The following is a 22,248-nucleotide window of genomic DNA, read 5'->3' as shown; positions in this document are numbered from 1 at the left end:
GAGGGATCACCCGTTCGAGGGTTCGAAGGGTGACCCTAGTGACCCACTCGTGATCAGTTCAAATCCTCCGTCGAAAAATCACGGTTACGCACCGCGTTTTTCGCCACAACTCACCTGCAGTGACGCCCGCCTGACACTACGTTGCGTGAGGCTTCCGTCAATTCGGGCATAGGGCGCCTACGTTGCGGTTGGTACGGAAGTGAATGAGGGGCTAGGAAAGCCGCTTGAGGAGCACCACGGACGCCACCGGGCGTGCGCCGGCGCGCGCCACGCCGTCGGCGACCTCGCGGTCGGTGGAGACGACGATGACCGGCCGGCCCGGCGGCTCGGACCGCACCAGCTGCCGGATCAGCTCGTCGGCGGTGACGCCGGGCTTGGAGAAGAGCACCCGCACCCCGCGCGGCGGCGCGAGCAGCACGGGCGCCGCCAGTTCGGCCCCGTCGAAGACGCAGGTCATCTCGGCGCCGGTCTGCGCGGCGAGCTGCGAGAGCTGGCCGAGCAGCCGCAGCCGCTGCTTCTCCAGCGGCATCTGGGGATAGCCGGTCTTGGTGACGTTGTAGCCGTCGACGACCAGATGCGCCTGGGGCAGCGCAAGCAACTGGTCGAGGACGGCCGGGTCGTTCTCGGACAGGGCCCGGTTGGCGATGTCCTTCGGCGTCATCCGGCCCGGCTCGACCGCGTCCACGGTCTCCGCGGGCCGCACGGACACCGGAGGCAGCGCCAGCTCGCGGCGCAGCCCCTGGGTGGCGTCGAGAAGGGTGTCGAGCAGCAGCCGTACGCGCATGTCCTCGACACTGCGCCCCTCGCGGGCGGCCTTGCGGCTGGCCTCCAGGGCGGCCTCCGCCTCCCCGAGGCGGGCCTTGAGCCGCCGGGCCTCGCTCTCGGCGGTGGACACCTGGGTGTGCGCCTCGGCGCGGGCGGCGTCCGTCTCGGCCCGGAGCTTGCGCAGCGCGGCCTCGCCGCGCTTGACGTCGCTGAGGGCGGAGCGCAGCTTGCGGTGCAGCGACTCGCTCTCCCGCTTCACCGTGTCCAGCTCCGCGCGCAGCCGCTCGGTCTCGGCCTTGGTGTGCTCCCGGGCCCGGGCCAGCTCCTGGTGCAACCGCTCCAGCTCGGCGCGGCTCTCCTCGTCGGCGCGCTCGGCGTCCGCGCGCTGCGCCTCCTCGCCGGCGGCGGTCACCAGCTTCACCCAGCCGTGCGGGCGCAGGACGTAGGCGGCGGCGGCCACGTCCAGCGGGTCGGCGGCCGGGAGGGCGGACCCGGCGTCCAGGGCACCGGCCAGTTCCGGCTGGGCGTCGCGGAGCTTCTCTCCGATGCGCTGGCGGAAGAGCGGGTCGGTCTCCACGGCGGCGGCCATGGCGTTGCCGGCGAACTTGGCCCTGCGGTTGGGGGCGAACCTGGCGTACTGCCTCAGCTGGGCGGGCAGCTCACCGAGGGTGAGCGAGCCGAAGCCGTCGGACACGATCTGCACGACCCGGCGGCGCACGCCGTCGGGCAGCGGGCGGTCGAGCACCTCAGCGGCGCCGTCGCCCGGCCCCCCGCCGTGTGTCTCCACCATCCGTCACCTCAATGTCTCAGGGCGATCCCGCGCCGGAATCGCCTGGTGCGGGGCCGCTCCACTCAGGAGGCGGCATCCGGCCTGTCGACGAGTTCCACCTGGTCCACGGCGTTGCACCAGCGGCACCGCACCGACTCGATGGTCTCACTGAGCACCTCGCGCTCCTCCACCGTCGGCTCACCGGCCAGATCGAGGTGCACGTACTCGACGACCTTCGAGGCCCGGGTCACGTCGAAGCGGGTGAGGTTGCCGCAGAGGGTGCAGCGCCACCGCGTCGTGTCGGTCGGCAGGGGAACCGTCATCGTGGCTGTTCGCTCTCTTCCAGTGTCGGTGACGCGCCGGGCCTGCCCGGTGCGTGTGGCTCGTAACCCTACGGCCTGGCGGGTACCCGACGCCCGCGTGTCCACGGCGGCGAGGCGCTATGACCCCTCGCGTCCGTTACGTCATGCTCTGTATCCATGATCCGCAACTGGAGCAGGACGGCCCGCAGAACGGTCGGGGCGGCCAGGAAGCTCGTCCCGGCCCGCCCGCCCGGGGGCCGGGCGGCGCCGGTGACGTACACGCTGATCACGCTGTGCTGCCTGCTGTTCCTGATCAGCCCGGCGGCGGGTCTGAACCCGCTGTACGGCACCGGGGAGGAGCAGCTGGCGGCGCAGCGCGCCCACTTCCGGCGCTGGGGCGTGATCCCCGCAGAACTGTTCGAGGACTCCCCCGGGTCGGCGCTCACCCCGGCCACCGCGCTGTTCGTCCACGGCGGCTGGGTGCACCTGCTGGGCAACATGCTCTTCCTCTACGTCTTCGGCGCGATGACCGAACAACGGATGGGCAGGCTCCAGTTCACCCTGTTCTACCTCGGCTGCGGCTACCTGGCCCTGCTCGGCTACGCGGGCGCCAACGCCCACTCCCAGGAGTCCCTGGTCGGCGCCTCGGGGGCGATCTCCGCGATCCTCGGCGCGTTCCTGTTCCTCTTCCCCCGGGCCCGCGTGACCAGCCTGCTGCCCTTCCTCTTCTTCCTGCCGCTGCGCTTCCCGGCCTGGCTCGTGCTGCCGTTCTGGGCGGCCCTGCAGTGGATGGCGGCGGGCCGGGCCGGTGACGGGCCCGGGGTGGCGTACCTCGCGCACCTGGTGGGCTTCGGCCTCGGCTTCTTCTTCGCCTGGGCGCGGTTCGGGCGTACGACTAGAGTTGGGGGCGTTCCAGTGACGGCGCCCGAGGGAGAGAACCAGCCGTGATCAGCGCGATCGTCCTCATCAAGACCAGCGTGGACCGGATTCCCGAGATCGCGGAGCAGATCGCCGCGCTGGAGAACGTCAGCGAGGTCTTCTCCGTCACCGGCACCTACGACCTGATCGCCATGGTGCGGGTGAACGAGCACGAGGACCTGGCCGAGGTCATCCCCGGCCGGATCAGCAAGATCCCCGGCGTGGAGGGCACGGACACGCACGTCGCGTTCCGGACGTACTCGCAGCACGACCTGGAGGCGGCGTTCGCCATCGGACTCGACAACTGACCGACCCCGAGCGGGGCGCGCCCCGAAGGGGCGCGTGACCGTACCGGGGCGCGGCTCCCCCACCCCGGAGCCGGCCTCCTCCCCCGTGCCGCTCAGGCGTCGGCGGCCGAGGTGGTGTCGGGCACGCAACGGCCGTCCTCGGTGCGGTACTTCCACCGGGCGCCGTCGCTCACCAGCTCCTTGACGGCGTTCACGAACCGCTCGACGTGCTCGTCCGGGGTGCCCGCGCCGAAGCTCACCCGGACGGCGTTGAGGGACTTCTCGCCGGGCACCGCCTCGGGTGCGCCGCACTCGCCCTGCGCCTGCGGGTCGCTGCCGAGCAGGGTGCGCAGCAGCGGGTGGGCGCAGAAGAGGCCGTCGCGCACCCCGATGCCGTACTCGGCGGAGAGGGCCGCGGCGAAGTGCGAGCTGTTCCAGCCCTCGACGACGAAGGAGAGCACCCCGACGCGCGGCGCGTCGTCGCCGAAGAGGGAGAGGACACGCACCTCGGGAACCCCGGCGAGGCCCTCCCGCACCCTGCGGATCAGGTCTTCCTCGCGGGCGACCAGCGTGTCGAACCCGGCCTCGGTGAGCGCCTTGCAGGCGGACGCGATGGCGTAGGCGCCGATGACGTTGGGCGACCCGGCCTCGTGCCGGGCGGCGCTGTCGTGCCACTGGACGTCCACACCGCCGTCGGCGCGCCGGCTGACCCGGCGGCTGGCGCCGCCACCGGCGAGGTACGGCTCGGCCTCGCGCAGCCAATCGGCCCGTCCGGCCAGCACGCCCGAGCCGAAGGGCGCGTACAGCTTGTGTCCGGAGAAGGCGACCCAGTCGACGTCCAGATCGGTCACCGAGACGGGGTGGTGCGGGGCGAGCTGGGCGGCGTCCAGCACGATCCGGGCACCGTGCGCGTGTGCGGCGGCGGCCAGTTCACGCACCGGCCACAGCTCGCCGGTGACGTTGGAGGCGCCGGTCACGCAGACCAGGGCGGGCCCGTACGGCTCGCGGGCGGCGAGGGCGCGCTCCAGGGTCTGAACGGCCTGCGCGGGGGTGCGCGGGGCGTCCAGGTAGGTCACGTCGGCGTCCCGCCAGGGCAGCAGCGAGGCGTGGTGCTCGGTCTCGAAGACGAAGACCCTGCTCCCGGCGGGCAGCGCGGCGGCGAGCAGGTTCAGGGAGTCGGTGGTGGAGCGGGTGAAGACCACCTGGTCGTCGTCCCGGCAGCCGAGGAAGCCGGCGACCGTCGCCCGGGCGTTCTCGAACAGGTCGGTGGACAGCTGCGACAGGTAGCCGGCGCCGCGGTGCACGCTGCCGTAGTACGGGGCGTAGGCGGCCACGTCGTCCCAGACCCGCTGGAGCGCGGGCGCGCTGGCGGCGTAGTCGAGCGCGGCGTAGGCGACCTCCCCGCCGGTGACGAGCGGCACGGTGACGTCCCGGCCGAGGACGGGCAGCGGGGCGGCCACGGCGGTGGCGGCAGGGGCGGGTGCGGACATGGCGGACTCCCGTGAGGAACCAGCGCGAGAAGCGCGCTGTGAAAGGTGAAGGAAGAGATGCGGAGGCGGGGCTCTGCGGCCCTATCGCATTCGCTGGTTCACGGGAGACTCCCTCGGACGACCCAGGACCCCTGGTTTCGCGAGGGGTCCGCGCTTGCCGTGGACCTTGCTGTCCACGGCCTGGTCTTCACCCGGGGCACCCCGCCACGGACGGAGGGTTGCCGGACAGTCGGCCGGGGCCTCATGACTGTCACTCATGACCTGTCGAAAAACTTATGGGAAGAGATCGGCGTCCCGCAACCCGGGTCCGGATCGCGGGACGCACGTCACACGCGGGGTTCAGGCGTGGCTGGCGGCCACCCAGCGGTCGAGGGCGCGCTTGGCGGCGCCCGAGTCGATCGCCTCGGCCGCCCGGTCCATCCCGGCCCGGAGCTGCTCGGCCAGCGGTGCCCCGCCCGGCTCCAGGGCCACCAGGGCCGCCGCCGAGTTCAGCAGCACCGCGTCCCGTACGGGTCCCGGCTCGCCGGCCAGCAGGCGACGGGCCACGTCGGCGTTGTAGGAGGCGTCGGCGCCGCGCAACGCCTCGACCGGCACCAGGTCGAGCCCGACGTCCCGGGGGTCGAAGGCCTCCTCGGTCACCCGGCCGTCCCGCACGACCCAGACCCGGGAGGTGGCGGTCGTGGTCAGCTCGTCCAGACCGTCGTCGCCCCGGAAGACCAGGGAGGAGTGGCCGCGCTCGGCGAAGACACCGGCGATGATCGGTGCCATCCGGGCATGGGCGACCCCGATCGCCTGTGCCTTCACCCGGGCGGGGTTGGTCAGCGGACCCAGGAAGTTGAACACCGTGCGGATGCCGAGCTGGCCGCGGGCCGCCGCGACGTGGCGCAGGGCCGGGTGGAACTTCACCGCGAAGCAGAACGTGATGCCGGCCTCCTCCGCGACCTCGGCCACCCGCTTCGGCGTCAGCTGCAGGTTGACCCCGAGCTTCTCCAGGACGTCGGAGGCGCCGGACGCCGAGGAGGCGGCCCGGTTGCCGTGCTTGACGACCTTGGCGCCCGTGCCGGCCACCACGATCGCGGACATGGTGGAGATGTTCACCGTCTTCGCGCCGTCACCGCCGGTGCCGACGATGTCGACGGTCCTGCCCGGCACCTCGATCACGTTGGCGTGGTCGTACATGGTGCGGACCAGCCCGGAGATCTCCTCGACCGTCTCCCCCTTGAACCGCAGCCCCACCGCGAAGGCGGCGATCTGCGCGTCGGTCGCCTCGCCGCGCATGATCACGTCCAGCGCCCAGGCGGTCTCGTCCGCGGACAGGTCACGGCCGTCCAGCAGGCCGTTCAGCAGGGCGGGCCAGGAGTGGCCCGCCGCGATGTCGCCTCCAGCGGGGGTCACAGCGCTCATGAGCCGCTCCTGAATCGTGTGTGTGGGGTGTGTCGTGGAAGGGAGGTGCGGTTCCACCCTATCCAGCCCGGACACGGCCGAAGGGCCCCGTCCGCGGAACGGACGGGGCCCTTCGACCGTGGTGTGGCGACGCTGGAGGGTCAGTGGTGGCCGTGGCCGCTCGTGATCTCCTTGTACTCGTCGACGGTCGGCTTCGGAATCTGCGACTCCTCGCCGTAGTAGGCCTCGCTGAGCTTGGCGCGGAGCTTCTCGGAGCCCTTCACCTTGCGCTCGACGCCGTTCTCGTCGACCGTCGGGCCGATCTCGGCCGGCTTGTACTGCTCGTGCGCCGTGAGCGTGTGCAGCTGCTCCTGGCTGAGCGGCTCGTGCACCTCGATGAACTCACCGTGCGGCAGGCGCTTGATGATGCCCGACTCGCGGCCGTGCAGCACCTTGTCCTTGTCCCGGCGCTGGAGGCCGAGGCAGATCCGCTTGGTGATGACGAAAGCGATGACCGGTCCGACGAAGAACCCGATCCGCACGAACCAGGTGACCGAGTTGATCGACAGGTGGAAGTGGGTCGCGACGATGTCGTTGCCACCACCGATCAGCATGATCATGTACGCGGTGACCCAGGCGACGCCGAAGGCGGTACGGGTCGGGGCGTTGCGCGGCCGGTCCAGGATGTGGTGCTCGCGCTTGTCCCCGGTCACCCACGACTCGATGAACGGGTAGAGGGCGATGACCGCGAGGAAGATACCGAAGATCACCAGCGGGACGAACACACCGAGGACCAGGGTGTGACCCCAGAAGTTGATCTCCCAGCCCGGCATGGCGCGGACCAGACCCTCGGCGAAGCCCATGTACCAGTCCGGCTGGGCGCCCGTGGACACCTGGTCGGGCCGGTAGGGGCCGATGCTCCAGATCGGGTTGACCGAGGCGATGCCGGCGATGACCGCGATGACACCGAAGACCAGGAAGAAGAAGCCTCCGGCCTTCGCCATGTACACCGGCAGCAGCGGCATGCCGACGACGTTCTTGTTGGTCTTGCCGGGACCCGCGAACTGCGTGTGCTTGTGGTAGAAGACCAGGATCAGGTGGCCGACCACGAGCCCGAGCATGATGCCCGGCAGCAGCAGGATGTGGATCGAGTAGAACCGGGCGACGAAGTCGGTCCCGGGGAACTCCCCGCCGAACAGGAACATCGAGATGTACGTGCCGATGATCGGCGTGGACAGGATCGCGCCCTGGGTGAAGCGGACACCGGTGCCGGAGAGCAGGTCGTCCGGGAGCGAGTAACCGGTGAACCCGGTGAACATGCCGAGGACGAACAGCAGGAAGCCGAACAGCCAGTTGATCTCACGCGGCTTGCGGAACGCGCCGGTGAAGAAGACGCGCATCATGTGCACGAACATGCCGGCGAGGAAGATGATCGCCGCCCAGTGGTGGATCTGCCGGATCAGCAGACCGCCGCGCACGTCGAAGCTGATGTCGAGCGTCGACTTGTACGCCTCGCTCATCAGCTGTCCCTGCATGGGGACGTACGAGCCGTGGTACGTGACCTCGTTCATCGACGGGTGGAAGAACAGCGTCAGGTACACACCCGTGAGGATGATGATGATGAAGCTGTAGAGGCAGACCTCACCCAGCATGAACGACCAGTGGTCGGGGAAGATCTTGCGCATGTTGGCCTTGGCCAGGGAGTAGATCCCGAGCCGGCCGTCGGCCCAGTCGGCGACGCGCTCGCCGGCCGGTGCCTTCCCGCGCGAGCGGGGTGCGTCGTTGGCTGCAGTACTCATCCGCGCTCCCAGAATGCAGGACCGACGGGCTCCTCGAAGTCGCTGAGCGCCTCGAGATAGCCCTCGTCGTTCACACCGATGCGCAGCTGCGGCAGCGGGTGACCGGCGGGACCGAAGATGACCCGGGCGCCGTCGGAAAGATCGAAGGTGGACTGGTGGCAGGGGCAGAGCGCGTGGTGCGTCTGCTGCTCGTACAGGGAGATCGGGCAGCCGACGTGGGTGCAGATCTTCGAGTACGCCACGATGCCCTCGTGCGACCACTCGAGCTCGCGCTTGTCCTTGATGCTGTCCGGCTCCAGCCGGATGATCATCAGGGCCGCCTTGGCGATCTCGTTCTGGAAGTCGTGGTTGTCCTCCTCCAGGCCCTCGGGCTTGGCGAAGGTGAGGGAACCGACCCCGATGTCCGACGGACGCATGGGCTCGTTCGTGTTCATGTTGACGAGCAGCTTGCCCTTGGACCACAACGTGTGGCGGAGCTTCGTCCCGGGCAGCGGGCCGAGGTCGCGCAGCAGGACGACGCCGGAGAGCGGGACCAGCGTGAGCGCGCCCAGCATCGTGTTGCGGATCAGCTTGCGCCGGCCGATCACCGACTCCTTGGCGCCCTGCTTGAAGTCCGCGTGGACCTTCGCGCGGGTCTCGGGCGACGCCTCGATCGGGTGGCGCTCGTCGGCGACCTCCTCGTCGGACATCAGGGTGCGCGCCCAGTGGACGGCGCCCGCGCCGATGGTGAACAGCGCCACGCCCAGGGTCAGGCCCAGCGCGAAGTTCATCGCGTTGATGTGACCGAGGGGGAAGACGAAGATCGACTTGTCGTGCGGGATCGCGACGAACGAGGCGATGAAGCCGGCGGTGGCCAGCATCGACACCGTGAACAGCAGGGCGACCACGCGCTCGGACCGCTTGGCGGCCCGCTCGTCGACGTCCTGGATCCGGTGCTCGTGGGGCGGCAGCCCCGGGTCCGCGAACGGGTTCTTGTCGTCCGCGGGCTTCGGCACGTGCGTGCCGCCCTGCTCAGCCGGCAGGTTCTCTTCTGGAATGTCTTGGCTACTCATGACTTCTTGGCCTTTGCGGTCCGAGCGGCGACCCACACGGCGACGGCGATGCAGGCACCCAGGCCGAAGATCCAGCCGAACAGGCCTTCGCTGACCGGCCCGAGGCCGCCGAGCGAAAGACCGCCCGGGTCCACGGTCTCGTCACCGTTGACCGCGTCCAGGTAGGCGATGATGTCCTTCTTGTTCTGTTCCGACAGGGTGGTGTCGGGGAAGGAGGGCATGTTCTGCGGGCCGGTCTGCATGGCCTCGTAGATGTGCTTCGGGCTGACGCCCTCCAGGCTCGGCGCGTACTTGCCGTGCGTCAGGGCGCCACCCTTGCCGGTGAAGTTGTGGCACTGCGCGCAGTTGGTGCGGAACAGCTCGCCGCCCTTGGCGATGTCCGCGCCCTCGGGGCCGTACTTCTCCTCGGAGGGGACGGCCGGACCGGCACCCAGCGACGCGATGTAGGCCGCGAGCTGGTCGATCTCCGCCTGGGAGTAGATGACCTTCTTCTTCGGGACCTGCGCGCCGGGCTGCTGGGCCGGCATGCGGCCGGTGCCGACCTGGAAGTCGACGGCCGCGGCGCCCACGCCGACCAGGCTCGGACCGTCGCTGGTGCCCTGACCACCGGTGCCGTGGCAACTGGCACAGCCGACGGCGTAGAGCTTCTTGCCCTCGTCGATGGCGAGGGACTGGGCGCTTTCATCGGCCTGCGCCTTGCTCGCGGGTGCGAACGCGGCGTACAGCCCCCCTGTGCATGCCAGCGCGAGGAGTAGGACGACGAGTGCCGCCAGCGGATGGCGTCGTCGTGCGGAGAGCTTTTTCACGGATTACCCCGGTGTCAGGATCTTCTGCGTCGATGCGTCTGGTATTGCGCGGGTGCGGTGCCGCGACTACTTGATCAGGTAGATCGTGGCGAACAGGCCGATCCAGACCACATCGACGAAGTGCCAGTAATAGGACACGACGATGGCGGCGGTCGCCTGCTCGTGGGTGAACCTCCGGGCCGCGTAGGTGCGGCCGAGGACCAGCAGGAAGGCGATCAGGCCGCCCGTCACGTGCAGTCCGTGGAAGCCGGTGGTCAGGTAGAACGCCGAGCCGTACGGGTCGGAGGACAGGGAGATCCCGTCCTTCTTGACCAGTTCGGTGTACTCGAACACCTGACCGCCGATGAAGATCGCACCCATCACGAAGGTGACGATGAACCACATCCGGAGCTTCTTCACGTCACCGCGCTCGGCCGCGAACACGCCGAGCTGGCAGGTGAGGGAGGAGAGCACCAGGATCGTGGTGTTCGTCGCGGAGAACGGGACGTTCAGCGCGTGAGCCTTCTCGGACCAGAAGTCCGGGCCCGTCACCGATCGCAGGGTGAAGTACATCGCGAAGAGGGCCGCGAAGAACATCAGCTCGGAACTCAACCAGATGATGGTTCCGACGCTGGTGAGGTTCGGCCGGTTGACCGACGGGTGCGCGTGCCCGGTTTCTACTGTCGTTGCTGTCGCCACGACCGACATTATGTCGGTCGCTTATCCCGCCCTCACCCCGGGGGGTGCCGTTCGGAGTGTCCGCCCCGTCTGTACTGCCCGGATGGCCCATCGAACGGTCCGTCGAAGCCGTGTCCGAACCCGTGCTGACGGGGCGTTCGAGGGAGTAGCATCCGGCCCAACGGGCTACGACAGCCTCACGGGCTCCATCGGTCTTCACCGCGTATCGGAGGAAGCATGCAGGCGACCGCCACGGTGCTGGTCTACAGCGACGACTCCAACACCCGCGAACAGGTGCGGCTCGCGACCGGCCGCCGGCCGGCCCCGGACGTGCCGGTGGTCGAGTTCGTGGAGTGCGCGACTCCGGCCGCCGTGCTCAAGGAGCTGGACCGGGGCGGGATCGACGTCTGCGTCCTGGACGGCGAGGCCGTGCCCATGGGCGGCATGGGCATGTGCCGCCAGATCAAGGACGAGATCTTCCAGTGCCCGCCGGTACTGCTGCTCATCGCGCGGCCGCAGGACGCGTGGCTGGCGACCTGGAGCCGGGCGGAGGCGGCGGTGACGCTGCCGGTGGAGCCGGTGGAGTTCGCGGGTGCGCTGGCCTCGCTGCTGCGCGAGAAGAGGCTGCAGGGCGTCTAGGGCGCCTTCCGGCCGGGGGCGCGGGTCAGACCCCCGCGCCCCCGGCACCTGCCTCCTGTGGGCCTCGTCAGACGCTTTCCGGTCTCAGCCTGGCCTGCTCACCCGTGCCCGCGGCACTGCCGGTGCCGCCGGTCAGGGCGCTGCCCGTGCGCCACTTCGCCCAGTCCATGTTCCAGTCGCCGAAGCCGTTGCCGAAGGGCTCCATCGTCTCGCCGCCGGAGTTGACGACCTCGACGAGGTCGCCCTCCTGGACCTCGTTGAAGAACCACTCCGCGTTGTCGGTGCTCATGCCGACGCAGCCGTGGCTGACGTTGGCGATGCCCTGGGAGCCGACGGACCAGGGGGCGGCGTGCACGTACTCGCCGCTCCAGGTCACCCGGGTGGCCCAGTGGACCGGCAGGTCGTACGACTCCGAGGAGCCCTCGGCGATGCCGACGGTGGTGCTGCGCATGCGTACGAAGGATTCCTTGCCGAGGACGACCTTGACGCCGTTGCGGGTCTCGAAGCCGGGCTTGCCGGTGGTGACCGGGAGCTGCCGGACCTCCTCGCCGTCCTTGAAGACCGTGAGGGTGTGCGCGGCGGCGTCGGTGACGGCGACGACGCGGTCCTCGGTGGTGATCTTCAGGGGCTTGGCCTTGCCGCCCCACATCCGGTCGCCGATCTTGATGCCGTCCAGGGTGCTGTGGACCTTGATGGTGGCGTGCGCGGGCCAGTAGTCCTGGGGCCGGTAGTGGAGTTTTTTGTCGTCCACCCAGTACCAGGCGCCCTGCACGGCCGGCGTGGACTGCACCTTCAGGGCGCGCTCCACTATGGCCCGCTGGGCCGGGTCCCGGACCGGCTGGCTCAGTTCCGCGGTGACGGGCTGGCCGACGCCGTACGCGCCCGCCTTGGGCCCGAAGACGACGTCCAGGGCCTTCTTGGCGCCGGGCTTGCCGGTCTCGAAGGTGAGCACCTTGCGGCCGGGTGCCCCGTCCCCGTCCTCGGTGCTGACGCGCACCGTGTAGCTGGCGTTGGCGGCCAGGGGCGAGGTGCTGTGCCAGCGTGCGCCGTCGGCGGACAGTTCGCCCGCGACGTAGCGCCCGGCCGCGTCCATGGCCGTGACGTCCGTGATGCGCCCGTCGGCGCCCTCGGCCACCACCTCCAGGGGTTTGTCCGGGTCGGCCTTCTTCCCGGCCTCCGTGGGGCCGTTGAAGGAGATCTGGCCCGCCGCGTCGTAGGGCGTGGCGGACAGCGGATTGTCGTCGCCGGTGCAGGCGGTGACGCTCGCGCCGAGGGCGATCACCAGCAGGGTGCAGCCGACGACCGTACGCCCCCGCGCCTGGAAGTGAACCGTGATGCTCATGACCTCACGCTAGGGAGGACCGTCGGCGGCGGCGCGGTGGATGAGCCGGAGGAGTGAGAGGCCGTAGGGCAGACGAAGGGCCCGGACGCTCCTGACGGAGTGTCCGGGCCCTTCGGTGCGCGGTGCGTGCTACTGGGTGCGGTTCTCGCCGCGGTAGTACTCGAAGACCCAGCCGAACAGGCCGATCATCAGGATCGGTGCCGAGAAGTACAGCAGCCACCAGCCGATGGCCACGCCCATGAAGGCGAGCGCGCCGCCGATGCCGAGCGCCAGCGGCTGCCAGCTGTGCGGGCTGAAGAACCCGACCTCACCGGCGTCGTCCGCGACGTCCGCCTCCGTGTTGTCCTGCGCGCCCACGTCGACCCGCCGCGCCGTGAAGGCGAGGTAGAAGCCGATCATGATGGCCAGGCCGAAGGCCAGGAAGAGGGCCGTGGTACCGGCCGGCTCCTTGGACCAGTAGCCGTAGACGACCGCCACGGCGAGGATGAAGACGCTCAACCAGATGAACATCTTGCCCTGGATTTTCACTTCCCGGCCTCCTTGCCGCCGGCGAGGGCCTTCTCACCGTGGCCGACGTTCTCCAGCTGATCGATCGCGGAGATCTCGGGGTAGTGCAGGTCGAAGGCGGGGGATTCACTGCGGATGCGCGGCAGCGTGAGGAAGTTGTGCCGCGGCGGCGGGCAGGAGGTCGCCCACTCCAGCGAACGGCCGTAGCCCCACGGGTCGTCCACCTCGATCTTCTTGCCGTACTTGGCGGTCTTCCAGATGTTGTAGAAGAACGGCAGGAGCGACATGCCGAGCAGGAACGAGCTGATCGTCGAGATCGTGTTCAGGGCGGTGAAGCCGTCCGCCGCCAGGTAGTCGGCGTAGCGGCGCGGCATGCCCTCGGCGCCCAGCCAGTGCTGGACCAGGAAGGTGCCGTGGAAGCCGACGAACAGCGTCCAGAAGGTGATCTTGCCGAGGCGCTCGTCCAGCATCTTGCCGGTGAACTTCGGCCACCAGAAGTGGAAGCCGGCGAACATCGCGAACACCACGGTGCCGAACACCACGTAGTGGAAGTGCGCCACCACGAAGTACGAGTCGGACACGTGGAAGTCCAGCGGCGGCGAGGCCAGGATGACACCGGTCAGGCCACCGAAGAGGAAGGTGACCAGGAAGCCGGTGGACCAGAGCATCGGTGTCTCGAAGGACAGCGATCCCTTCCACATGGTGCCGATCCAGTTGAAGAACTTCACACCGGTCGGGACCGCGATCAGGAAGGTCATGAAGGAGAAGAACGGCAGGAGCACACCGCCCGTGACGTACATGTGGTGGGCCCACACCGTCACCGACAGACCCGCGATCGCGATGGTCGCGCCGATCAGACCCATGTAGCCGAAGATCGGCTTGCGGGAGAAGACCGGGATGATCTCACTGACGATGCCGAAGAACGGCAGCGCGATGATGTACACCTCTGGATGCCCGAAGAACCAGAACAGGTGTTGCCACAGCAGCGCTCCGCCGTTGGAGGAGTCGAAGATGTGGGCACCGAACTTGCGGTCGGCCTCCAGCGCGAACAGAGCCGCGGCCAGCACCGGGAAGGCCAGCAGGACCAGCACACCGGTCAGCAGCACGTTCCAGGTGAAGATCGGCATGCGGAACATGGTCATGCCGGGCGCGCGCATGCAGATGATCGTGGTGATGAAGTTGACCGAGCCGAGGATGGTGCCGAAGCCGGAGAAGGCCAGACCCATGATCCACAGGTCACCGCCGATCCCGGGCGAGTGCACCGCGTCGGACAGCGGCGAGTAGGCGAACCAGCCGAAGTCGGCCGCGCCCTGCGGCGTCAGGAACCCGCCCACCGCGATGGACGAGCCGAACAGGTACAGCCAGTAGGCGAACATGTTCAGCCGCGGGAAGGCGACGTCCGGCGCGCCGATCTGCAGCGGCATGATCCAGTTCGCGAAGCCCGCGAACAGCGGCGTCGCGAACATCAGCAGCATGATCGTGCCGTGCATCGTGAACGCCTGGTTGAACTGCTCGTTCGACATGATCTGCAGACCGGGCCGGGCGAGCTCGGCGCGCATGAAGAGCGCCATGACGCCGCCGATCACGAAGAACGCGAACGACGTCACCAGGTACATGGTGCCGATGGTCTTGTGGTCAGTGGTCGTGAGCCACTTGATCACGACGTTGCCGGGCTGCTTGCGCCGTACCGGCAGCTCGTTCTCGTACGAGTCCTCCGCTGCCGAGGCACCCTGGGGTTCGTTGAGGATGCTCACAGGTTGTTCGTCTCCCGGTTCTTCTCGTGGCTCGTCTGAGCGATGCCCGCGGGAACGTAACCGGTCTGCCCCTTCTTCGCGAGGTCCTGGAGGTGCTGCTCGTAGCGCTCCGGGGAGACGACCTTGACGTTGAACAGCATCCGGGAGTGGTCCACGCCGCACAGTTCGGCGCACTTGCCCAGGAAGGTCCCCTCCTTGTTGGGGGTCACCTCGAAGGCGTTGGTGTGGCCCGGAATCACGTCCTGCTTCATGAGGAACGGCACCACCCAGAAGGAGTGGATGACGTCACGCGAGGTCAGGACGAAGCGGACCGTCTTGCCCTTGGGGAGCCAGAGGGTCGGCCCGGGGTTGCCGGTCTGCGGGTTCTCCGTGCCGGGGGTACCGCAGTCGTAGACGCCGCCGGCCTTCGCCGGGAAGTCTTCGATGAACCGGTCCGGAATGCCGGCCAGTTCCTTCGAGGTCTTGGCGTCGCCGGTGGAGCCCGGGACGTCCTCGATGTGGTTGAAGCACCAGCTCCACTGGAAGCCGACCACGTTGACCGTGAGGTCGGGCTTCTTCTTGAGGCTCATGAGATCGGACTCGTCACGCGCGGTGAAGTAGAACAGCACCGAGACGATGACGAGCGGAACCATGGTGTACAGCGCCTCGATGGGCAGGTTGTACCTGGTCTGCGGAGGGACCTCGACCTTGGTGCGGCTGCGCCGGTGGAAGAACACACTCCACAGGATCAGGCCCCACACCAGCACGCCGGTGGCCAGCGCGGCGGCCCAGGAGCCCTGCCACAGGGAGAGGATCCGCGGAGCCTCTTCCGTGGTTGGGGTGGGCATGCCGAGGCGGGGGAAGTCCTCGTATGTGCAACCGGTGGCGGTCGCCAGGACCAGGCCCGCGGTCAGTGCCTGCAGCAGCTTCCGCCGCATCGGGCGCCGCGGCGAGCGGTCGGAGCCGTTGGGACTCACGTAGCGCCTTCCCGAGAGTCTCGCCCGCGCGGTTGGCTGCGGCCTGCCTTCTCGCTGGTCGGTCGCCGCCCTGCGTCGGGCAGGGGTTTGATGTTTATGCGGACCAAACCCTAGCCGACGCCCTCCGGGGGGTCGCGGGGAGGGTGGCATACGCGCCGGGGGTCACTCTTTAAGGGTGGGACGGGGCGCCTACGGGGGGTGGGGGGCTCGGGTCGTTCGGCGGCTGACGGTCCGTCGTGGCCTGTCGCGCCCGCGTGGCGGAGCCGCACATGTCACAGCCCCCCGGCCCCTGACGGGGCGCTGCAGCCCCCGGCGTTCTAGCGTTGCCCCGTGGCCTACTTCGATGCTGCTTCCGCTGCTCCCCTTCATCCCGTCGCCCGGCAGGCGCTGTTGGCGTCGCTCGACGAGGGGTGGGCCGATCCCGCGCGGCTGTACCGGGAGGGGCGGCGGGCGCGGTTGCTGCTGGACGCCGCCCGGGAGGCGGCGGCCGAGGCCGTGGGGTGCCGGGCGGACGAGCTGGTGTTCACCCCTTCGGGTACCCGGGCGGTGCATGCGGGGGTGGCGGGGGCGCTGGCCGGGAGGCGGCGCGCCGGGACTCACCTGATCGTGTCAGCGGTCGAACACTCCTCCGTGCTGCATACGGCCGAGGTGCACGAGGCCGGCGGCGGGAGCGTCACGCAGGTGCCCGTCGACCGGACGGGGGCGGTCGGTCCCGCGGCGTACGCGGCCGCCCTGCGCGAGGACACGGCGCTGGCGTGTCTCCAGTCGGCCAACCACGAGGTGGGCACCGAGCAGCCGGTGGCCGAGGTGGCGGAGGTCTGCCGGGCCGCCGGGGTGCCGCTGCTGGTGGACGCGGCCCAGTCGCTGGGCTGGGGGCGCGTCGAGGGCGACTGGTCGTTGCTCGCGGGCAGTGCCCACAAGTGGGGCGGGCCCTCGGGGGTGGGGCTGCTCGTCGTGCGCAAGGGGGTCCGGTTCGCGCCGCAAGGGCCCGGGGACGAGCGGGAGTCGGGGCGGGCGCCCGGGTTCGAGAACCTGCCGGCGATCGTGGCCGCGGCGGCGTCGCTGCGGGCGGTGCGGGCCGAGGCGGCGGCGGAGGCGGCCCGGCTGCGGGAGCTGACGGAGCGGATCCGGACACGGGTGCCGGCCCTGGTCCCGGACGTGGAGGTGGTCGGCGACCCGGTGCGCAGGCTGCCCGGGGTCGTCACCTTCTCGTGTCTCTATGTCGACGGGGAGACCTTGCTGCACGAGCTGGACCGCGCCGGTTTCTCCGTGTCGTCCGGATCGTCCTGCACGAGCAGCACCCTGACGCCGAGCCACGTGCTGCGGGCGATGGGGGTGCTCAGCGAGGGCAACGTCCGGGTGTCGCTGCCGCCGGGGACCCCGGCCGAGGACGTCGAGCGGTTCCTGGAGGTGCTGCCGGGGACGGTGGCCGCGGTGCGCGAGAAGCTGGGGGCGCCGGCCGCGACTCAGACCGCCCGCGCGGCCGGTCCCGACCTCGTGGTGGACGCGCTGGGCCGGCGCTGCCCCGTGCCGGTGATCGAACTGGCCAAGGTCATCGGCGACGTCCCCGTCGGCGGCACCGTCCGCGTCCTCTCGGACGACGAGGCGGCCCGCCTGGACATCCCGGCCTGGTGCGAGATGCGGGGACAGGAGTACGTGGGCGAGGAACCGGCGGAAAAGGGAACGGCGTACTTGATCCGCCGGACCGGCTGACGCCGGGAAGGGGCTCGGGGCGGTGCCGATGTGCGGCTCCGCCGCGTGGACGCGACCGGCCCCCGCGCACCCGCCCACGGCACCGCGCCCCAAGAGGCTCCCCCTTGGCCGCAGCCCCGCGGGTCAGCCCAGGTGCGCCTGGACCTCCTCCGCGGCCTCGTCCCCGTACGCCTTCGTGAACCGCTCCATGAAGTGCCCGCGCCGCAGCTGGTACTCCTGCGTCCCCACCGTCTCGATGACGAGGGTCGCCAGCATGCAGCCCACCTGCGCCGCCCGCTCCAGCGTCACGCCCCACGCCAGTCCCGACAGGAACCCGGCGCGGAAGGCGTCGCCGACGCCCGTGGGGTCGGCCTTGCGCTCCTCGTCGGGGACGCCGACCTCCAGGGTCGCCTCGCCGGCCCGCTCGATGCGCACGCCCCGCGCGCCGAGGGTGGTGACGCGGTGGGCGACGCGGTCGAGGATCTCGGCGTCGCTCCAGCCGGTCTTGGTCTCGATGAGCCCCTTCTCGTACTCGTTGGAGAAGAGGTAGGTCGCCCCGTCCAGCAGTATCCGGATCTCGTCGCCGTTCATCCGGGCGATCTGCTGGGAGAAGTCGGCGGCGAAGGGGATGGACCGCGCGCGGCACTCCTCGGTGTGCCGGAGCATCGCCTCCGGGTCGTCGGCGCCGATGGAGACCAGGTCGAGGCCGCCCACGCGGTCGGCGACGGTCTTCAGCTCGATGAGGCGGGCCTCGCTCATCGCACCCGTGTAGAAGGAGCCGATCTGGTTGTGGTCGGCGTCGGTGGTGCAGACGAAACGGGCGGTGTGCAGGGTCTCGGAGATGCGCACCGAGTCGGTGTCGACGCCGTGCCGGTCCAGCCAGGCGCGGTAGTCGTCGAAGTCGGCGCCCGCGGCGCCGACCAGGATCGGCCGGGTGCCGAGCTGACCCATGCCGAAGGCGATGTTCGCGGCGACGCCGCCCCGGCGCACGTCCAGCTGGTCGACCAGGAAGGAGAGCGAGACCGTGTGCAGCTGGTCCGCTACGAGCTGGTCGGAGAAGCGGCCGGGGAAGGTCATGAGGTGGTCGGTGGCGATGGAGCCGGTGACTGCGATGCGCACGGCGTGGACTCTCTCCTGAGGGGAGGCGGGTTGACGGTTCACGCTACCCGGGACGGAGGCCCCACCGAAGGAGGCGAAACTACCCGGTAGTACAACTTTCTTCGCGGTACGGGACGTGCCTACGGTTCTGTCATGACGAATCCGCGGACCGCCGACCCCGCCCCGGCCGACCTCGACGGCGACCTGGAGTCGCTGCGCGGTGACTGCGCCCGGATGTCCCCGCGCTGGTCGCCGCCGGCCCACGTCCTCGCCCGGCCGGTGCCGCTCGCCCTCATCCACGGCGTCCGGGTGCCGCCGGCCTCGGCCCGGTTGCTGGAGGCGATGTCGGACTACGGCGACTGAGCGCCCCTGGCCGGCCCGGGGGCCGTTCGGGCGATCCGCGCCGGCGCCGGGAACCGGATCCCGGTCCACCGCGTCCCATCGCTGTCCCCAGCACCGGCCGAAGGAGCGATGCGGTGAACACCGAGCGACCCGACAACGACGACGCCGACGCCGCCCCCGAGGCCGGCTCCGGGCGTCCCGCGCGGCGGCGTCCCCGGGCGGTCGCGGTCGCGTCGATGGCCGCCGCGGTGCTGCTCGTGGGAGCCGGCGGTGCCTACCTGGCCACGTCCGCCACCGGCGACGACCCGGACGGCGGTACCACGTCCGGGGCCGCGGGCGACGACACTCCCCCGCCCCTCCCCCTCGACGACCACGGGACGTCGTCCCCCGAGGGCGGCTCGAACGGCATCGCACCCGGCGAACCCGACCCGTACGGCGTCACCTACCGCGCCGACGGCCCGCTCCCCGAGGGGCCCGGCTCGGCGCCCGTGTACCGGGCCGAGGGCGACGTCACCGAGGCCGAGGTGACCCGGCTGGCCGAGGCTCTCGGCGTCGAGGGAGCCCCCCGCACCCGGGGCGGGGCGTGGCAGGTCGGCAACGCCGGGGACGGTTCCGGTCCGCTGCTCACGGTGGACCGGCGGGCGCCGGGCACCTGGAGCTTCCACCGCTACGCGCCCGGCACCGACGACTGCGGGAAGGGCGCCGCCTGCAAGGCCCCCTCGGCCGACGGGGGCCCGGTGGGCGAGGCGGCCGCGAAGAAGGCGGCGGCGCCCGTACTGAAGGCGCTGGGCCAGGACGACGCCAAGCTGGACGCGAGCCGGGTCATGGGGGCCCGGCGCGCCGTGAACGCGGCGCCTGAGGTGGGCGGGCTGCCCACGTACGGCTGGACCACCGGGATCGTCGTCGGCGCGCGGGGCGAGGTGGTCGGCGGCAGCGGCCAGGTGAAGGCGCCGGTCAAGGGGGACACGTATCCCGTCCTGGACGCCGGGCGGACGCTGGCGCTGCTGAACGAGCCGGGGGCGGGCGCCGGGGCCGTCGGAGGCGTCGGCGGGTGCACCGGGTCCGCGCCGCGCCAGGACCGGACCGACGTGCCGTGCACGCCGCCGACCGGCGCGTCGGAGCAGCCCGGGGCGGGGAGGAAGCGGACTGCGACCGTCGAGGACGCGGTGTTCGGGCTGGCCGCGCATCCGGTGCGGGGACGGCAGACGCTGGTTCCGTCCTGGCTGTTCGAGGTGCGGTCGCCGGGCGTGGACGGCACCGTCACGGTCACCCATCCGGCGGTCGACCCGGAGTACCTGACGACGGCGGCCCCCGCCTCGCCCCCCTCGCCCTCCCCGTCCGACGAGCCGACGTCGAAGCCCGGGAAGCCGCGGGACGTGCGGGTGAGCGGTTACACGGCCGCCGACGGCGAGCTGACCGTGCACTTCACGGGCGGGGTGTGCTCCGACTACGACGCGAAGGCCGAGGAGAGCGGCGGGAAGGTGACCGTCACGGTGACCGAGACCCCGCATCCGGACAAGGTCTGCGTCCTGATCGCCGAGGAGTACGAGCGGACGGTGCCGCTGGACGAGCCGCTCGGCGCCCGGACGGTCGTGGGCTCGGACGGCGAGGACGTCCCGGTGCACAAGCCGGGCGCGCGGCTGCCGGCTCCGTCCCAGGGCCGGTGACACCGCACCCGCCGCCCGACCGAAGTGACGGAAGGGCGGCGGCCCGGGAGGAATCCCGGGCCGCCGCCCTTCGCGCGTTCCGCCGCCTCGCGGCGGCTCAGCCGGTCAGCTGAACGAGTCGCCGCAGGCGCAGGAGCCCGTCGCGTTCGGGTTGTCGATCGTGAAGCCCTGCTTCTCGATCGTGTCCACGAAGTCGATGGTGGCACCGCCGAGGTACGGGGCGCTCATGCGGTCGGTGGTGACCTTGACGCCGCCGAAGTCCTTCACCACGTCTCCGTCGAGCGAGCGCTCGTCGAAGAAGAGCTGGTAACGCAGGCCGGAGCAGCCGCCGGGCTGGACGGCGACGCGCAGCGCCAGGTCTTCGCGGCCTTCCTGGTCGAGCAGGGCCTTGACCTTGGCCGCGGCGGCGTCGGTCAGGATGATGCCGTCGGTGACGGTGGTGGTCTCGTCCGATACGGACATCTACATCTCTCCCGGGTTGTACGGAGACTGCTTGCCGACGGTGTCAACCGACGGAGCCGCGGATTCATTCCGGGCGGGGCCGAGTCTTTGTCCTCGGCGCCCCCTTCATGCTCGCACACGCCCCGGCCGGCGGTCAGCGGCTGTGGACGGACGACGGATCGGACACCGGGATTCACGTCACACCGACACTATGGCCATCGTCAAAGTGACGTGAACCGGTTATGATATATAGCGTCAGTTCGACGAAAAGGGTCGACGAAAAAGAGAAAGGGTGCGTGTCGTGACCACCGCCCAAACCCAGGAGCTCGACGTACAGCCGACGCCCCTCGCCCTGCTGCTCCTCGGCCGTGAGGCCGACCCGAGGAGCGAGCGCGGTGTGGAGTGCCCCGGCGACCTGCCCTCGCCCTCCGACCCGGACCTGGTGGCGCGCGCCCGCGCGGCCAAGGAGAAGCTCGGCGACAAGGTCTTCGTGCTCGGTCACCACTACCAGCGCGACGAGGTCATCCAGTTCGCCGACGTCACGGGCGACTCCTTCAAGCTGGCCCGGGACGCGGCGGCGCGCCCGGAGGCGGAGTACATCGTCTTCTGCGGTGTGCACTTCATGGCGGAGTCGGCCGACATCCTGACCTCGGACGACCAGAAGGTGGTCCTGCCCGACCTGGCGGCCGGCTGCTCCATGGCCGACATGGCCACCGCCGAGCAGGTCGCCGAGTGCTGGGACGTGCTGACCGAGGCCGGGGTCGCCGGGCAGGTCGTGCCGGTGTCGTACATGAACTCGTCCGCGGACATCAAGGCGTTCACCGGCAAGCACGGTGGCACCATCTGCACCTCCTCCAACGCCGAGCGCGCCCTGAACTGGGCGTTCGAGCAGGGCGAGAAGGTCCTCTTCCTGCCCGACCAGCACCTCGGCCGCAACACGGCGGTGCGCGACCTCGGCATGTCCCTGGAGGACTGCGTCGTCTACAACCCGCACCGGCCGAACGGCGGGCTGACCGCGGAGGAACTGCGCGCCGCGAAGATGATCCTGTGGCGGGGTCACTGCTCGGTGCACGGCCGCTTCAGCCTGGATTCGGTCAACGACGTGCGTGAGCGCATCCCGGGCGTGAACGTCCTGGTGCACCCCGAGTGCAAGCACGAGGTCGTCGCGGCGGCGGACTACGTCGGCTCGACCGAGTACATCATCAAGGCCCTGGAGGCGGCCCCGGCCGGTTCCAAGTGGGCCATCGGCACGGAGCTGAACCTGGTCCGCCGCCTGGCGAACCGTTTCGCTGCCGAGGACAAGGAGATCGTCTTCCTCGACAAGACGGTCTGCTTCTGCTCGACCATGAACCGCATCGACCTGCCGCACCTGGTCTGGACCCTGGAGTCGCTGGCCGAGGGCACCCTGGTCAACCGCATCGAGGTCGACCGGGAGACGGAGGCGTTCGCGAAGCTGGCACTGGAGCGGATGCTGGCGCTGCCGTAACCCGGTCGGGTCGGCGCGAGCGGGCGGGAAACCCGTGGCCGCGGTGTCAGTCCGTTGCCATAGGCTTCCCGCCGCCGCACCCCGACTGGGAGGATC

Annotated in this window: 21 protein-coding genes and 1 riboswitch; of the genes, 7 read left to right on the top strand and 14 right to left on the bottom strand. The window is 70.4% G+C overall.

Annotation, left to right across the window (positions count from 1 at the left end):
- Positions 1-211: 211 nt before the first annotated feature.
- Together EV562_RS21050 and EV562_RS21045 are read right to left on the bottom strand one after the other, a co-directional pair.
- Positions 212-1,555: an NYN domain-containing protein gene (locus tag EV562_RS21050; RefSeq protein ID WP_133888377.1), complete on the bottom strand. Its 1,344-nt coding sequence runs from the start codon at positions 1,553-1,555 to the stop codon at positions 212-214.
- Positions 1,556-1,617: 62 nt separating this feature from the next.
- Positions 1,618-1,857, bottom strand: coding sequence for a hypothetical protein (locus EV562_RS21045; RefSeq protein ID WP_030402115.1), 240 nt, complete (start codon positions 1,855-1,857; stop codon positions 1,618-1,620).
- A 156-nt stretch (positions 1,858-2,013) separates the two neighbouring features.
- Between EV562_RS21045 and EV562_RS21040 the strand changes: the two genes are divergently transcribed.
- On the top strand, positions 2,014-2,784 hold the full coding sequence (locus EV562_RS21040; RefSeq protein WP_133888376.1) for a rhomboid family intramembrane serine protease: 771 nt from the start codon (positions 2,014-2,016) through the stop codon (positions 2,782-2,784).
- The gene (locus EV562_RS21035) at positions 2,781-3,062 is read left to right on the top strand and encodes an Lrp/AsnC ligand binding domain-containing protein (protein WP_055416531.1); all 282 of its coding nucleotides are present in this window, start codon (positions 2,781-2,783) and stop codon (positions 3,060-3,062) included. The genes EV562_RS21040 and EV562_RS21035 overlap by 4 nt, the downstream gene beginning before the upstream one ends.
- Positions 3,063-3,154: 92 nt before the next feature.
- On the opposite strand, the gene EV562_RS21030 is transcribed toward EV562_RS21035, so the two are convergent.
- The 6 genes from EV562_RS21030 to EV562_RS21005 form a co-directional block, all read right to left on the bottom strand.
- The gene (locus tag EV562_RS21030) at positions 3,155-4,531 is read right to left on the bottom strand and encodes an aminotransferase class V-fold PLP-dependent enzyme (protein WP_133888375.1); all 1,377 of its coding nucleotides are present in this window, start codon (positions 4,529-4,531) and stop codon (positions 3,155-3,157) included.
- A gap of 145 nt (positions 4,532-4,676) precedes the next feature.
- A riboswitch (SAM riboswitch) is annotated at positions 4,677-4,793 on the bottom strand.
- A gap of 77 nt (positions 4,794-4,870) precedes the next feature.
- Entirely contained in the window at positions 4,871-5,935 is a 1,065-nt protein-coding gene (gene trpD / locus EV562_RS21025; RefSeq protein WP_133888374.1) for an anthranilate phosphoribosyltransferase, read from the bottom strand.
- Positions 5,936-6,075: 140 nt separating this feature from the next.
- Positions 6,076-7,713, bottom strand: a complete 1,638-nt coding sequence (locus EV562_RS21020) for a cytochrome bc complex cytochrome b subunit (RefSeq protein WP_133888373.1) — start codon at positions 7,711-7,713, stop codon at positions 6,076-6,078.
- Positions 7,710-8,765, bottom strand: a complete 1,056-nt coding sequence (locus EV562_RS21015; protein ID WP_133888372.1) for a Rieske 2Fe-2S domain-containing protein — start codon at positions 8,763-8,765, stop codon at positions 7,710-7,712. Before EV562_RS21015 ends, EV562_RS21020 begins: the two co-directional genes overlap by 4 nt.
- Positions 8,762-9,571, bottom strand: coding sequence for a c-type cytochrome (locus EV562_RS21010; RefSeq protein ID WP_133888371.1), 810 nt, complete (start codon positions 9,569-9,571; stop codon positions 8,762-8,764). The genes EV562_RS21015 and EV562_RS21010 overlap by 4 nt, the downstream gene beginning before the upstream one ends.
- A gap of 66 nt (positions 9,572-9,637) precedes the next feature.
- Positions 9,638-10,258 (bottom strand): heme-copper oxidase subunit III, encoded by a 621-nt coding sequence (locus tag EV562_RS21005; RefSeq protein ID WP_030186375.1) that lies wholly within the window; start codon positions 10,256-10,258, stop codon positions 9,638-9,640.
- Positions 10,259-10,465: 207 nt separating this feature from the next.
- Between EV562_RS21005 and EV562_RS21000 the strand changes: the two genes are divergently transcribed.
- A complete protein-coding gene (locus EV562_RS21000; RefSeq protein ID WP_133888370.1) occupies positions 10,466-10,867 on the top strand; it encodes a hypothetical protein in 402 nt (133 codons plus the stop codon).
- Positions 10,868-10,934: 67 nt separating this feature from the next.
- On the opposite strand, the gene EV562_RS20995 is transcribed toward EV562_RS21000, so the two are convergent.
- The 4 genes from EV562_RS20995 to coxB form a co-directional block, all read right to left on the bottom strand.
- Positions 10,935-12,209: an Ig-like domain-containing protein gene (locus EV562_RS20995; RefSeq protein WP_133888369.1), complete on the bottom strand. Its 1,275-nt coding sequence runs from the start codon at positions 12,207-12,209 to the stop codon at positions 10,935-10,937.
- A 129-nt stretch (positions 12,210-12,338) separates the two neighbouring features.
- Positions 12,339-12,737, bottom strand: coding sequence for a cytochrome c oxidase subunit 4 (locus EV562_RS20990; RefSeq protein WP_133888368.1), 399 nt, complete (start codon positions 12,735-12,737; stop codon positions 12,339-12,341).
- On the bottom strand, positions 12,734-14,470 hold the full coding sequence (gene ctaD, locus EV562_RS20985) for a cytochrome c oxidase subunit I (RefSeq protein ID WP_133888367.1): 1,737 nt from the start codon (positions 14,468-14,470) through the stop codon (positions 12,734-12,736). Before ctaD ends, EV562_RS20990 begins: the two co-directional genes overlap by 4 nt.
- Complete coding sequence (gene coxB / locus EV562_RS20980) at positions 14,467-15,426, bottom strand: cytochrome c oxidase subunit II (protein WP_133888366.1); 960 nt, start codon at positions 15,424-15,426, stop codon at positions 14,467-14,469. The genes ctaD and coxB overlap by 4 nt, the downstream gene beginning before the upstream one ends.
- A 330-nt stretch (positions 15,427-15,756) precedes the next feature.
- Between coxB and EV562_RS20975 the strand changes: the two genes are divergently transcribed.
- Entirely contained in the window at positions 15,757-17,139 is a 1,383-nt protein-coding gene (locus tag EV562_RS20975; RefSeq protein ID WP_133888365.1) for a cysteine desulfurase/sulfurtransferase TusA family protein, read from the top strand.
- A gap of 123 nt (positions 17,140-17,262) precedes the next feature.
- Here EV562_RS20975 and EV562_RS20970 read toward each other — a convergent pair whose 3' ends face one another.
- Complete coding sequence (locus tag EV562_RS20970; protein ID WP_133888364.1) at positions 17,263-18,237, bottom strand: carbohydrate kinase family protein; 975 nt, start codon at positions 18,235-18,237, stop codon at positions 17,263-17,265.
- A gap of 132 nt (positions 18,238-18,369) precedes the next feature.
- On the opposite strand from EV562_RS20970, the gene EV562_RS20965 reads away from it, so the two are divergent.
- Positions 18,370-18,579: a hypothetical protein gene (locus EV562_RS20965; RefSeq protein WP_133888363.1), complete on the top strand. Its 210-nt coding sequence runs from the start codon at positions 18,370-18,372 to the stop codon at positions 18,577-18,579.
- 113 nt (positions 18,580-18,692) lie between these two features.
- On the top strand, positions 18,693-20,225 hold the full coding sequence (locus EV562_RS20960) for a hypothetical protein (protein WP_133888362.1): 1,533 nt from the start codon (positions 18,693-18,695) through the stop codon (positions 20,223-20,225).
- 105 nt (positions 20,226-20,330) lie between these two features.
- Here the strand turns inward: EV562_RS20960 and EV562_RS20955 are convergent, their stop codons facing one another.
- Positions 20,331-20,687 carry an iron-sulfur cluster assembly accessory protein gene (locus EV562_RS20955; protein WP_133888361.1) on the bottom strand — a complete coding sequence of 119 codons (357 nt, stop codon included), beginning with the start codon at positions 20,685-20,687 and terminating at the stop codon, positions 20,331-20,333.
- Between the two features lie 280 nt (positions 20,688-20,967).
- Here EV562_RS20955 and nadA point away from each other — a divergent pair, with 280 nt between their 5' ends.
- Entirely contained in the window at positions 20,968-22,152 is a 1,185-nt protein-coding gene (nadA, locus tag EV562_RS20945; protein WP_133888359.1) for a quinolinate synthase NadA, read from the top strand.
- The last annotated feature ends 96 nt before the right edge of the window (positions 22,153-22,248 follow it).

Origin of the sequence: Streptomyces sp. BK208, from assembly GCF_004364245.1 — a bacterium.
Lineage (GTDB): Bacteria > Actinomycetota > Actinomycetes > Streptomycetales > Streptomycetaceae > Streptomyces.
This window is presented reverse-complemented; position numbering and strand designations above follow the sequence as displayed.